Raw genomic sequence first — 12,958 nt, 5'->3', positions numbered from 1 at the left:
ATTATTCTTGTAAAATTCGTATAAAATTTATCTCATTTTTTTCATTACTTCGAATGTCAATCACTTTCATTCTTTTTAATGAAACGCTTGGAACAATCAACTTTTCAGAAAATTCTTGCTTGTTAAAATATTCTATTCCCAAATCGTTTTTTAGCATGACCAAAACTTCTAAATCATCGGCTAAAATCTTTTGCAATTGTTCTTTTCGGGTTTGCCAATCTTTAATATCCGATTTCATAAAACCTTTCAATATCATGGCATGATCATCAGGCTGTAAAGTAATTGGCGTTGTATTTTCTTTATTAATAACAATCGTTTTTTCTTTATAATACGGACTTTTCAAAACAATTTTCGTACTATCTTTTGCTGTAATTTGAATTTTTGAATCGATAATTTCAACTGGCGATTCAATATTATTTTCAATCATTACCGCTTTTACTTCATCGCTATTAATTTGTTCTTCTGTAAATGCATTCTTTACTTCAATAGTTTGAATTTCTTCTTTCTTCATTATTTGATACGAAATAAATCCGACCAAAAACAAAGCTAAAATTACGATGCCAATCAGAAATACATTTCGCTTCTTTTTAGGTTGTGCTGCAACTACAATTTCATTTTGTTTGGCTTTAAACACATACTCATCCCAACCCGAATAACCCACCAATTGCGATAAAATGTCCAACATATCTTTTCGAGGCAATTTATCATTGGTTTCCGATTTTAGATGGGTGTAAATCCATTTTTCGCTCACCGTTTGTTTTACTTGAACGGCAATCAAATCGATTAAATTTTGAATGTCTTGCGAACTAAACGTTTTCCAAGTTCCTTCAAAATAAGGATATTGCTTCTGATAAGTCAAAAGCACATCGTTTTTAAGTTGGAAGAATACGTTTAATGGATTCATGAATTTTATGCGTCAAAAGTAGGCAATTACTCAATTTTATTTACTGCAAAACCACTGTAAAAGTAGCGAAAAATCTTTACAGTGAAAGGAAAGTTGATTTGCCAACTAAAATTTGTTTTGCGAATGTACTATTGCACCATAATAATTTAAAAAACAAGAAAATATGAAAACGCAAGTACAACAACTAAACGGAAAACGGAGACTAATTATTGCTTTACTTTTACTAAATGTTTTAAGTGTTTCGGCACAAATTAGTGGCAATCAAGTCTATGGAAAAAACAATTACAACGGCAACAATTACAACCAGGAATCGTTACCAAATAACAGTAAAGTGTCTATCAATGATAATGTTTTATCGGTTTCTGTAAAAATTTTACTCAACAAAAAAGCAGATGGCTTTGTAATGACGTTTGGTTTAAACGAAGAAGATGAAACGGTTGCTGGTTGTAGCAAAAAAATTACGGCAAGAATTACGGGTTTTATCGAAAAAATGAAATCGTTGGGTGTGAAAAAAGAAAATGTGTACATCGATTTTATTTCGCAAACCAAAATTTATGATTTTGAAGTAAATGGTATGAATTCTGAGCAAATTGAAAAAGGATTTGAAATCAAAAAGAACATTATCGTTTCAACTTCAAACGTAAATAGTTTGGAAAAAATAATTGCTTTGGCTTCCGATTTTGAAATTCATGATGTGATAAAAGTGGAATATTACAACAATGAAACGGATGCCATTCATAATTCACTTTTTGATGAAGCCTTAGTTTTAGCTGAAGCGAAAAAAATTAGATACATGAAGGCGTTTGGAAAGCGAATCATTGGAACACCAACAGCTACAGAAGAATTTGCAACGGTTTTCCCAAAAACACAATACAATACCTACCAAGCTTTTGAAACAGCAGAAATTCAAACCAATTACAACAACAGAAGTCCATATTTAAAGAAAATTGCCAGAAAAAATAAGACTTTTTATTACGACGGAATTTCAAGCGCAGGTTTTGACAAAGTCATCAATCCCAACCAAACTGAAGTGGGAATTCAATATGTAATGACCATTACAATGCATTATAAAATTGATACTTCGATTTAAAAGAAAGTTTATTCCATAAAAAAAGCCCTGAAAATTCAGGGCTTTCTAATTTAAAGGGTGAAAGACGGGTCTCGAACCCGCGACCTTCGGAACCACAATCCGACGCTCTAACCAACTGAGCTACAATCACCATTTGTTTTGAACAAGAGAATCTTAATTCTTTTGCGAGTGCAAATATAGGTGTTTCCTACAATCTTGCAAAGATTTTTTTTACTTTTTTACTACTATTTTATTTCAAATCGTCTAAACTATTGACTGCCAAATATCTTTCAGTTGTAAAACCTTCGGCATAGGCCACTCCTACTAGCCTTCCAAGGTCTTCAGCACGGTATTTTACACTGTCTAAAAATGTTTTTGAAGTAATTGGCGTAACGGGTTCTTTAGAATTAGGATCATAAAATTGCGAACCATACGCTAACACCGATTCCATTTTTTTATCTAGAAATCCAGAAATATCTACTACAAAATCAGGTGTAATGTTTTGCCATTGAATGTAATGGTAGACTACTTTTGGTCGCCAAGCTTGTTGTTTTTCTCCGTTTAATTCAGTTTCAATTTTAACCAAACCTGATAAAAAACAAGCATCACTAACCAATTTACTTCCTTTTCCGTGATCGATGTGTCTATCGGTAATTGCATTGCATAACACGATTTCGGGACGGTATTTGCGTAACATTTGAATGACTTTTAACTGATGAGCTTCATCATTGATAAAAAAACCATCACGCATATCTAAATTCTCACGTACAGAAACACCTAAAATCTCAGAAGCTTTAGCCGATTCCGAATTCCGAATTTCAACCGAACCGCGTGTACCAAGTTCGCCACGAGTTAAATCGATAATCCCGACTTTCTTTCCAAGGCTAACTTCTTTGGCAATAGTGCCACTACAACCTAATTCTACATCATCTGGATGCGCTCCAAAAGCTAATATGTCTAATTTCATATATTTTAATTTTGCCACGAAGGCACTAAGTCACTAAGATTTTTTTACTGAACACCGATTACTGAACACTGTCCACTAGAACATTTCGCATAGTCATCGATTTATTCTCAGTTTCTATGAATTCCTTTTCAGGATTACTGTCTTTTGTGATACCGCAACCAACGTAAATATTCACGACATCATTTTCCACTTCTAAACAGCGTAAATTTACGAATAAATCGGTTTGATTGTCTTTATTGTATTCGCCTAAAAATCCAGCATAATATTTTCGATTATAACCTTCATTTTTTAGAATGAAATCAATTGTATTCTCTTTGGGTAAACCACAAACTGCTGGCGTAGGATGTAACGTTTTTATTAAATTATTCGCCTGAAAATCAGCTGTCAATTCTCCTGAAATAAATGATTTTAAATGTGCTAAATTTCCAGCTTTAATTGTTTTAGCATCAGTAACCATAAGTTGAGTTACTTTATCTTTTACTTTAGTAACAATGTAATCGGTTACAAATTGTTGTTCTTCTATTTCTTTGGTTGCCCAAATTACATTTTCGGAATACAATTGCGTTCCCGCCAAAGCCACCGTTTCAAACTGATTTTGATTGATTTTTACTAATTGCTCAGGTGTTGCTCCCATCCATAAACCAATTTTTGGATGAAAAAACAAATAGCAAAAAGCCGTTGGATAAGCAGAAATCAAGTTCTGAAAGGTTTCTACAATTGAGATTTGTTCCTTCAGAATGATTTTACGAGACAAAACCACTTTATCAAATTCGCCATTTTGAATAGCGGAAACTCCTTTGGAAACTAAATTCTCAAAAGCTTCTTTTTGATTTGTTTGAGTAGTGAAATTTTCAGATGATTTTTGCTCTAATTTTTCAAGATTTCCTTGAGAAAACGAATTGCTTTCAAACGGAATTACTACATGCGTTCCTTCATGAAAAGGCATAAATACAAATCCGGCTTGACCTGAAAATTCAATGATTCCATCATTTTCTTGTGCAAGCAAATTCCAAACCGTTTCATTTGGTTTTACATAACACACAAACGGTTTTTGTTGCGATAATAAAGCTTGTATTTCTTCGAAAACTTGCATTATTGTCTTCTTGAAAGTACCATATTAGTCAATTTACAAAGCGAAATCAATTTTCCTTCTTCGTCTACAATTCTAATTTCCCACAAATGAATACTTGCTCCTTTATGAATGATTTTTGCTGTTGCCGTAACCATTCCTTCTCGTTTACTTTTTAAATGATTTGCCGAAATTTCGATACCACGAACTTCTTGTTTTTCTGGATTTACAAACATTAGTGAAGCGGCACTTCCGACACTTTCTGCCAAAGCAACAGAAGCTCCACCATGTAATAATCCCATGGGTTGATGCACTCTAGGATTTACTGGCATTGTAGCCGTTAAGAAATCTTCACCTGCATCGGTGTAAACTATTTCTAAGGTATTCATTAAAGTATTTTTGCTCCAATCGTTACACAATTGCAACATTTTTTCTCTATCAAACATCATAACTTTATTTTTTGTAAAATTAAACATTCCGAATAGAATATTTCATGTTATTTAACGTTTTATAAATATTTGTCACGCAACTGAAATTGAATAAAACAAAATAATTACCACATAGAAACATAGTCCTATAATTGAATTTAAAGGCGTTCAAACTTTACATTAGGAAACATAGCCCTATATAATTCAATATTTGAACTAAAATGAACTCAGTCAAAAAGGTTATCTATGTTTCTATGTGGTTAAAACGAAAAGTTTATTTTCAAAAATTTAAATTAATAATTACATTTACAAAAATTAACTCTACATGCGTCGTTTATTACTTTTATTACTAATAGGATTTGCCGTTTCATTAACTTCATGCCGAAACGATTTTGATTTTGAATCAAGAACTGGTGGTTTGGAATTTTCTAAAGACACCGTTTATTTAGATACTGTTTTTACTGATATTGGTTCAAGTACTTATACATTAAAAGTGTACAACCGAAGTGATAAAAACATTTCGATTCCTTCTGTACGATTAGGCAAAGGAACTACTTCAAAATATCGATTAATGGTAGATGGAATAGCAGGTCAAGTATTTGAAAATGTAGAAATCTTGGCAAAAGATAGTATGTACATTTTTGTTTCCGTTACTGCCGAAGTTGCCGATGCAAATCCTACCGATTTTCTTTATACTGATAAAATTTTGTTTGGTGATGAATTGAATCCAAATCACCAAAAAGTGGAATTGGTTACTCTAATTCAAGATGCTTATTTTATTTATCCTGGAAGAGTTCAAAATCCAGATGAATCCTATACTTATGATGAACTAAACTTAGGAGTTGATGGTGACGGAAATCCTATTACGATTCGTGGTCGATTTTTGGAAGAAACAAATCCAATGAATGGAAACGAATTACATTGGACCAATACCAAACCTTATGTCATCTATGGTTATGCGGCTGTTCCTTCAAACAAAACACTTGTTGTAGATGCTGGAGCAAGAATTCATTTTCATGCTGAATCAGGATTAATTGTTGCTAACAACGCTTCAATTCATGTGAATGGAACAAATTCAACAACCGCAGCCTTAGAAAACGAAGTCATCTTTGAAGGTGATCGTTTAGAACCCGATTTTGCTGAAGTTCCAGGTCAATGGGGAACCATTTGGCTAACACAAGGTAGTACAAACAATCAAATTTCTAATTTAACGATAAAAAATGCAACTGTTGGAATTTTAGTTTCTGGAAATGATGGCAGTCCTACACCAACTTTAGATATCGAAAATACTCAAATTTATAATTGTGCAAATGTTGGGCTTTTAGCTCGAACTGGAAACATTGAAGGAAGAAACATGGTTATCAATAATTGTGGTCAAGCTTCTTTTGCAGGAAGTTTTGGCGGAAGTTATGAATTTACACATTGTACGTTTGCAAATTATTGGCCGAGTCCAACGCAAACCGCAGTTTTATTAGATGATTATGATGGAAATGCGATTTATGCACTTACCAAAGCTAATTTCAAAAATTGTATTATTCATTCTTCTAGTAATTTAGCCATTAACCTGAAAAAAGAAGGAACAACTTTTGTTTACAATTTTGACCATTGCTTAATCAAATTTGCCGATTTTAGTAATCAATTTACGAATAATCCGTTGTATGATTTTACTAATGCTACTCTTTATGATACTTGCTTAATTGCTACCAATTCAACTGTTAATAATCCCGATTTTAAAGATGCAAGAAACAATGAATTAATTATTGGAGAAGATTCTGCAGCAAGAGGAACTGCTGACAATACCTACTCTAGTTTTAATGATATTTTGAATAATCCAAGAGCTAATCCATCTGACATGGGTGCCTTCAATTGGACTACTTTTGACTAATCAATTAAACTATACAATTATGAAAAAAATCTCTTTATCTCTTTTAATTATTGGTTTAACATTCGTTTCTTGCAAAAAAGAAGAAGCGCAAAAACCAGAAGAAACAACAACTAAAGAAGAAGTTGCTGTCGAAACAAAACCAGATTCTGCTACAGTCGCTAAAGCTTGGACTGATTATGCTACACCATCAAAAGCGCATGAAATGTTGGCTAAAGATAGTGGAACTTGGGATGCTGAATTAACGTTTTGGTCACCAGATAATCCACAAGAAATGAAATCTACTGCTACCGTAACCTATAAAATGATTATGGGTGGTAAATATCAAGAAGGAACTTATTCTGGAGATATGTTTGGAATGCCATTTGAAGGAAAAGGAACAGTTGCTTTTGATAATGCAACGGAAGAATTTGTATCAACTTGGATTGACAATATGGGAACTGGAATGATGGTTACTCGTGGAAAATATGATGAAGCCACAAAAACATCTACTTTTCATGGCGAAATGGTTGATCCTGTGACAAAAAAAGCTAAAAAAGTAAAAGAAGTTATAACATACATTGACGACAATAATCAAAAAATGGAAATGTTTGATGTTTCAGAAGATGGCAAAGAATTCAAGTCGATGCAAGTAGTTTCGAAACGTAAAATTTAGTTTTCAACAAATAAATATTAAGCTGTTCAAAAAAGAACAGCTTTTTTTGTTTTTATGCGGTCTTAAAACTTTGAACTTCTAACTTTTTAGAATAAATTTGCACTTTCAAACAACAACACAAAACATACAGATAGGTCTTGACTTATCTCTAAAAACACAACTACAATGATTCATTTCTTCGGAAACCAATCCAACACGGTTTTTGCGGTTCAAACGCAAAACGAGATTTCATCAGAAGACATCAACAAATTAAATTGGCTTTTTGGCAACGCACATAAAATAGAAAAATCCGTATTGTCGGATTTTTTTGTTGGACCACGTGCCGCAATGGTTACGCCTTGGAGTACAAATGCTGTAGAAATTACTCAAAACATGGGAATTTCGGGTATCATTCGCATTGAGGAATTTGAAAAAGTAGCTGCCGATTTTAATGATTTCGATCCAATGCTTTCTCAAAAGTATTCGGAATTAAATCAAGAAATTTATACAATTAATATCCAACCAGAACCTATTTTGGATATTGAAGATATTGACGCTTACAATAAATCAGAAGGTTTAGCATTGAGTCCAGAAGAAGTTGAATATCTAGATAATCTTTCTACAAAATTAGGTAGAAAATTAACCGATTCTGAAATTTTTGCTTTCTCACAAGCCAATTCAGAACACTGTCGTCATAAAATTTTTAATGGAACTTTTGTGATTGATGACGAAGAAAAACCAACTTCATTATTCAAATTAATTAAGAAAACATCTGAAACAAATCCAAATGATATTGTTTCGGCTTATAAAGATAACGTAGCTTTTGTTAAAGGTCCGAAAGTAACGCAATTCGCACCAAAAAGCGCTGACAAACCTGATTTCTATCAAGAAAAGGAATTTGATTCGGTTCTTTCTTTAAAAGCAGAAACACACAACTTCCCAACAACAGTTGAGCCTTTCAACGGAGCTGCAACCGGTTCAGGAGGAGAAATTCGTGACCGTTTAGCAGGTGGACAAGGTTCGTTACCTTTAGCAGGAACAGCAGTTTATATGACTTCTTATTCTCGTTTGGCAGAAGAACGTCCTTGGGAAAATGGAATGAACGAAAGACCTTGGTTGTACCAAACACCAATGGATATTTTAATTAAAGCTTCGAACGGAGCTTCAGATTTTGGAAATAAATTTGGACAACCTTTAATTACGGGTTCTATTTTAACTTTCGAGCATGAAGAAAACAATCGTAAAATTGGTTACGATAAAGTTATCATGCAAGCAGGTGGAATTGGTTACGGAAAATTAGATCAAGCGATTAAAAAGAAACCTACTGCTGGGGATAAAATCGTTATTTTAGGTGGAGAAAATTATAGAATTGGAATGGGTGGTGCTGCAGTTTCTTCAGCAGATACAGGTGCTTTTGGTTCAGGAATTGAATTAAATGCTATCCAACGTTCGAATCCAGAAATGCAAAAACGTGCTGCCAACGCCATTCGTGGTTTGGTAGAAAGCGATAGCAATCCAATTGTTTCCATTCACGATCATGGTGCAGGTGGACATTTGAATTGTTTATCTGAATTAGTGGAAGAAACTGGTGGATTAATTGATTTAGATAAATTACCTGTTGGCGACCCTACTCTTTCAGCAAAAGAAATCATCGGAAACGAATCGCAAGAAAGAATGGGATTGGTTATTGGTGAAAAAGACATCGAAACCTTACAAAGAATTGCCGACAGAGAGCGTTCTCCTATGTATCAAGTGGGAGATGTAACTAATGATCATAGATTTACATTCGAATCAAAATCAACTGGTTTAAAACCAATGGATTATGCTTTGGAAGATTTCTTCGGAAGTTCGCCAAAAACCATTATGACGGATAAAACCGTTGCTACAAACTATTCAGATTTAGAATATTCAAAAGAAAATATAGGAAGCTACTTAAGTCAAGTTTTACAATTAGAAGCAGTAGCTTGCAAAGATTGGTTAACAAATAAAGTTGACCGTTGTGTGGGCGGACGTGTTGCCAAACAACAATGTGTGGGTCCATTACAATTACCTTTAAACAATGTTGGTGTAATGGCATTGGACTTCAAAGGAAAAGAAGGAATTGCTACTTCAATTGGGCACTCACCTATTTCAGCTTTAGTAAATCCGGTAGCGGGTTCAAGAACTGCGATTGGGGAAGCTTTATCAAATATTGTTTGGGCTCCTTTAAAAGAAGGAATGAAATCTGTTTCGTTATCAGCTAACTGGATGTGGGCTTGTAAAAATGAAGGTGAAGATGCTCGTTTATATGAAGCCGTAAAAGGTTGTTCGGATTTTGCTATCGAATTGGGAATTAATATTCCAACAGGAAAAGATTCGCTTTCAATGAAGCAAAAATATCCAAATGATGAAGTAATTGCTCCAGGAACCGTTATTATTTCGGCAGCTGGAAATTGTTCAAATATCACTAAAGTAGTAGAACCAGTTTTGCAACGAAATGGCGGTAATATTTACTACATCAACTTATCGCAAGATTCGTTTAAATTAGGTGGAAGTTCATTTGCTCAGGTATTGAATAAAATTGGAAATGATGTTCCAACGATTCAAAACTCGGAATTCTTTAAAAAAGCATTCAACGTTTTACAAGATTTAATTAAAGACAGAAAAATTAAAGCAGGACACGATATTGGAAGCGGTGGTTTAATCACAACTTTATTAGAAATGTGTTTTGCAGATGATAAATTAGGCGCATTAATCGACTTGACTTCTTTAGGTGAAAAAGATACAGTTAAAGCCTTATTTAATGAAAATATTGGAGTTGTTTTCCAAGCGAATGCTGAAGTCGAATCAACTTTCGCACAACATAATATAGAGATTTTCAAAATTGGTTCAGCTATCGATGGCGATGCGTTTACGATTATCAATGGTGATGATAGTTTGACATTTAGTATTTCAACGTTAAGAGATACTTGGTTTAAAACATCGTTCCTTTTAGATTCGAAACAAGCTAAAAACGGAATGGCTGCAGCACGTTTTGATAATTACAAAAATCAAAAATTACAATTCACTTTCCCATCGCATTTTAATGGAAAACTACCTGTAATTGATGGGTCAAAACCTAGACCAAAAGCAGCTATTATTCGCGAAAAAGGAAGTAATTCAGAACGAGAAATGGCAAATGCTATGTATTTAGCTGGATTTGATGTTAAAGATGTACACATGACCGATTTAATTTCGGGAAGAGAAACATTGGAAGATATTCAATTCATCGGAGCAGTTGGAGGATTTTCGAATTCAGATGTTTTAGGTTCGGCTAAAGGTTGGGCTGGAGCGTTTTTATACAACGAAAAAGCAAATACTGCATTGAAAAACTTCTACAAACGCGAAGACACGCTATCTGTGGGAATTTGTAATGGTTGTCAATTATTAATGGAATTAGAATTGATTAATCCAGAACACGAAGTTCACGGAAAAATGCACCACAATACTTCGAACAAACACGAAAGTGGTTTTACTTCGGTAACGGTTCAGAAAAATAATTCGGTGATGTTATCAACGTTAGAAGGAACTACATTAGGCGTTTGGATTTCACACGGAGAAGGAAAATTCAAGTTACCTTATTCAGAAGAGAAATATAACATTGTAGCTAAATATGCTTACGAAGGTTATCCAGCCAATCCAAATGGTTCTGATTTCAACACCGCTATGATGTGTGATACTACTGGAAGACATTTAGTAATGATGCCACACATTGAGCGTTCAACTTTCCCTTGGAACTGGGCACATTATCCAGAAAGAGGCCAAAAAGACGAAGTTTCACCTTGGTTAGAAGCTTTTGTAAATGCCAGAAAATGGATTGAAAATAAGAAATAGTAAAAGAAAAGCTCTCATACACTGAGAGCTTTTTTTATACAAAAAAAACTGCCCGAAGACAGTTTTCCCAAAATTAACCCCCAAAAACTAAAACTTATCTGTTTCTAAAACCACAAAATTACTAGGATATTGTGTACTAACATCATCTTCTGCAGTTACAAAAATTCGTTTTGGTTTTGACGAAGAAACACTTTCAAACTTAACATGAAGTTTTGAAGTTCCTACAATTTGACCAATATTTAACGGGATTTGATTTTGTTCAGATGACAACCAAACCACATAATACTTTTTTGGTGGTTGCAAACGTTCAGGTTCTGCCAAATATGAAATTTCTAATTTGATGTTGTAATTGTTATTTTTGTCCTTTTTAACTGATATATCTCCTCTTGCGGCAGGAACAACATTTGAATTTTCAAATTCAATATTTTTTGAACAAGATGAAAATATTTGAGATAACGCAAAAGAGGATACAAAAAAAAATACTATTTTAATTGTTGTATAATTTGTTTTCATACTCATTATTTTTTCTTGTTGCGGTCTGCCATTTCAGAAATAGATTTCCCTAAATTATCCATTTCATTATTAAAGTCTACTTTAAACAATTCCCATTTTTGTGCTGGACCTTGCTCGTAGTTTTCAATTTTAAGTTTTAACTCGGTATTTCTTTTTTCTAATTTATTGATTTCAACTTCATCAATATCTCTTTCTACTTTTCCCTTCGAAGTGATTTTTAGTTTTAAATCATCGATTACGTTCTGATTTTCAACTAATTTCAATTGAATACTCTCTTTAAAAGTATTGAAATCGCTAATCGAATCGTATTCTGCTTTATTTAAATCGGCTTCCGCATCAATTAAATCTTGAGTTGCCTCTTTTACATCTTCTTCTTTTGCTGTTGGCGAATTGTTGCAACTCGTCATAAAAAGTCCGATTATACTCGTAGTAAGAATCATTTTTATAATATATGTTTTCATTTTATTTGTTTGTTAGTTTTGTAAAACCATGATTTCTTTTTTCATCTATGTTAAAATTTTCATTTTAGTAGTCATACATGTTATCTCCTTTTTAGTTAAGCTCGCTTCTGCAAACCTTTTTATTGGTGATTTAAAAAAGAAACCATGGTCTTTATTATTATTATTTCTTATTCATTTGATGATCTGAACCACTATGAAGCAATTCATTTGCTTTGTCTTTAAAAGAAGTTCCAGCTTTACTAATTTTGTCTTCTAAAAGATGTTCAAAACTCATTGCTTTATCTTTTAAATACTGACCATCTTCACTCACTTCTTGTTTAAACTTACTAGCAGAGTTTTTTACACTATTGGCAATATTTTTTCTTGTTTTTTTTCCTTTATGAGGTGCAAACAATACGCCAACTGATGCTCCAATAAGCGCTCCAACAAGCAAACTACCAATAACTAATTTTCCTTTATTATTTAAATTTTCCATTTGTATTATATTTTAAAAATTAAAATCTGTAACCTACTGTAGCTTGGTACCACATGTTTTTGTAACGCGGTGTTGTTGAAGTTCCGTCACCGTTGTTGTTTTTTAAATCCCAACCACCTCTAACTCCAAATACTAGATTTTTAACATTAAAATCTACACCACCAATAAGCGAAAAAGTATTTTTACGAATATCATCGTTTTCAAATTCTTCTTCTTGTGTAGAACTCAATGAACCACCTGTAAATTCATCTTTTTGTTTTAACAAATACGAATATTGTGGTCCGAATAAAAGCGTAACGTATTCAACTGGTTTAATGGCTAAGAACAAAGGAATATCAATGTAATCTGTTGTTCTGGTAGTTTCATAATCAGTTCCTAAAAACGTTCCTGATGATTTAAATCCTTTTTGAGAAAATAAAATTTCGGGTTGAACTCCAATAAATTTTCCTAACGGAATGGATACAAAAACACCACCAGCTAAACCAAGTTTTCCATCTGCAACAAAATCTTCGCCTTCAGAATCATACACATTGGAATAGTTTACTCCTGCTTTTACTCCAAAAAACAATTTATCTCGATTATCTGTAGTTGTTGACTCTTGAGCCATAGAATTGGTAACCGAAAGCGTAACTAATGCGATCAATATGATTGCTTTTTTCATTTTTTTTAATTTAAGTTATATGCGTATTATTACTAGTTTTAGT

The 12,958-nt window shown here is 33.1% G+C and carries 12 protein-coding genes and 1 tRNA gene; 4 read left to right on the top strand and 9 right to left on the bottom strand.

Features of this window, described 5'->3' with window-relative positions; all coding sequences use genetic code 11:
* Position 1: 1 nt before the first annotated feature.
* Complete coding sequence (locus B2741_RS03245; protein WP_291135405.1) at positions 2-904, bottom strand: hypothetical protein; 903 nt, start codon at positions 902-904, stop codon at positions 2-4.
* A gap of 163 nt (positions 905-1,067) precedes the next feature.
* On the opposite strand from B2741_RS03245, the gene B2741_RS03240 reads away from it, so the two are divergent.
* Positions 1,068-1,994, top strand: coding sequence for an SIMPL domain-containing protein (locus B2741_RS03240; protein WP_291135403.1), 927 nt, complete (start codon positions 1,068-1,070; stop codon positions 1,992-1,994).
* A 55-nt stretch (positions 1,995-2,049) separates the two neighbouring features.
* Here B2741_RS03240 and B2741_RS03235 read toward each other — a convergent pair.
* The 4 genes from B2741_RS03235 to B2741_RS03220 all read right to left on the bottom strand — a co-directional run bounded on the left by B2741_RS03235 (position 2,050) and on the right by B2741_RS03220 (position 4,458).
* Positions 2,050-2,125: transfer RNA gene (locus B2741_RS03235), tRNA-His, on the bottom strand.
* 98 nt (positions 2,126-2,223) lie between these two features.
* Entirely contained in the window at positions 2,224-2,940 is a 717-nt protein-coding gene (gene bshB1, locus B2741_RS03230) for a bacillithiol biosynthesis deacetylase BshB1 (RefSeq protein ID WP_291135401.1), read from the bottom strand.
* Between the two features lie 58 nt (positions 2,941-2,998).
* Positions 2,999-4,033, bottom strand: coding sequence for an isochorismate synthase (locus tag B2741_RS03225; protein WP_291135399.1), 1,035 nt, complete (start codon positions 4,031-4,033; stop codon positions 2,999-3,001).
* On the bottom strand, positions 4,033-4,458 hold the full coding sequence (locus B2741_RS03220; protein WP_291135397.1) for a hotdog fold thioesterase: 426 nt from the start codon (positions 4,456-4,458) through the stop codon (positions 4,033-4,035). The genes B2741_RS03225 and B2741_RS03220 overlap by 1 nt, the downstream gene beginning before the upstream one ends.
* Positions 4,459-4,762: 304 nt before the next feature.
* On the opposite strand from B2741_RS03220, the gene B2741_RS03215 reads away from it, so the two are divergent.
* From B2741_RS03215 to purL, 3 genes are all read left to right on the top strand, one after another.
* A complete protein-coding gene (locus B2741_RS03215; protein WP_291135395.1) occupies positions 4,763-6,322 on the top strand; it encodes a hypothetical protein in 1,560 nt (519 codons plus the stop codon).
* 19 nt (positions 6,323-6,341) lie between these two features.
* Positions 6,342-6,974, top strand: coding sequence for a DUF1579 domain-containing protein (locus tag B2741_RS03210; protein ID WP_291135393.1), 633 nt, complete (start codon positions 6,342-6,344; stop codon positions 6,972-6,974).
* A gap of 165 nt (positions 6,975-7,139) precedes the next feature.
* Positions 7,140-10,805 (top strand): phosphoribosylformylglycinamidine synthase, encoded by a 3,666-nt coding sequence (gene purL, locus B2741_RS03205; protein ID WP_291135391.1) that lies wholly within the window; start codon positions 7,140-7,142, stop codon positions 10,803-10,805.
* An 87-nt stretch (positions 10,806-10,892) separates the two neighbouring features.
* Here purL and B2741_RS03200 read toward each other — a convergent pair whose 3' ends face one another.
* The 4 genes from B2741_RS03200 to B2741_RS03185 form a co-directional block, all read right to left on the bottom strand.
* Positions 10,893-11,318 (bottom strand): hypothetical protein, encoded by a 426-nt coding sequence (locus B2741_RS03200; protein WP_291135389.1) that lies wholly within the window; start codon positions 11,316-11,318, stop codon positions 10,893-10,895.
* Positions 11,319-11,323: 5 nt separating this feature from the next.
* On the bottom strand, positions 11,324-11,779 hold the full coding sequence (locus B2741_RS03195) for a hypothetical protein (RefSeq protein ID WP_291135387.1): 456 nt from the start codon (positions 11,777-11,779) through the stop codon (positions 11,324-11,326).
* 160 nt (positions 11,780-11,939) lie between these two features.
* Positions 11,940-12,254 carry a YtxH domain-containing protein gene (locus B2741_RS03190; RefSeq protein WP_291135385.1) on the bottom strand — a complete coding sequence of 105 codons (315 nt, stop codon included), beginning with the start codon at positions 12,252-12,254 and terminating at the stop codon, positions 11,940-11,942.
* 19 nt (positions 12,255-12,273) lie between these two features.
* Positions 12,274-12,915 carry a porin family protein gene (locus B2741_RS03185; protein WP_291135383.1) on the bottom strand — a complete coding sequence of 214 codons (642 nt, stop codon included), beginning with the start codon at positions 12,913-12,915 and terminating at the stop codon, positions 12,274-12,276.
* Between the last annotated feature and the right edge of the window lie 43 nt (positions 12,916-12,958).

It is taken from the genome of Flavobacterium sp. UBA7663, assembly GCF_002483315.1.
GTDB lineage: Bacteria > Bacteroidota > Bacteroidia > Flavobacteriales > Flavobacteriaceae > Flavobacterium.
The sequence above is the reverse complement of the archived record's forward strand: the minus strand, read 5'-3'. Positions and strand labels throughout refer to the sequence as shown.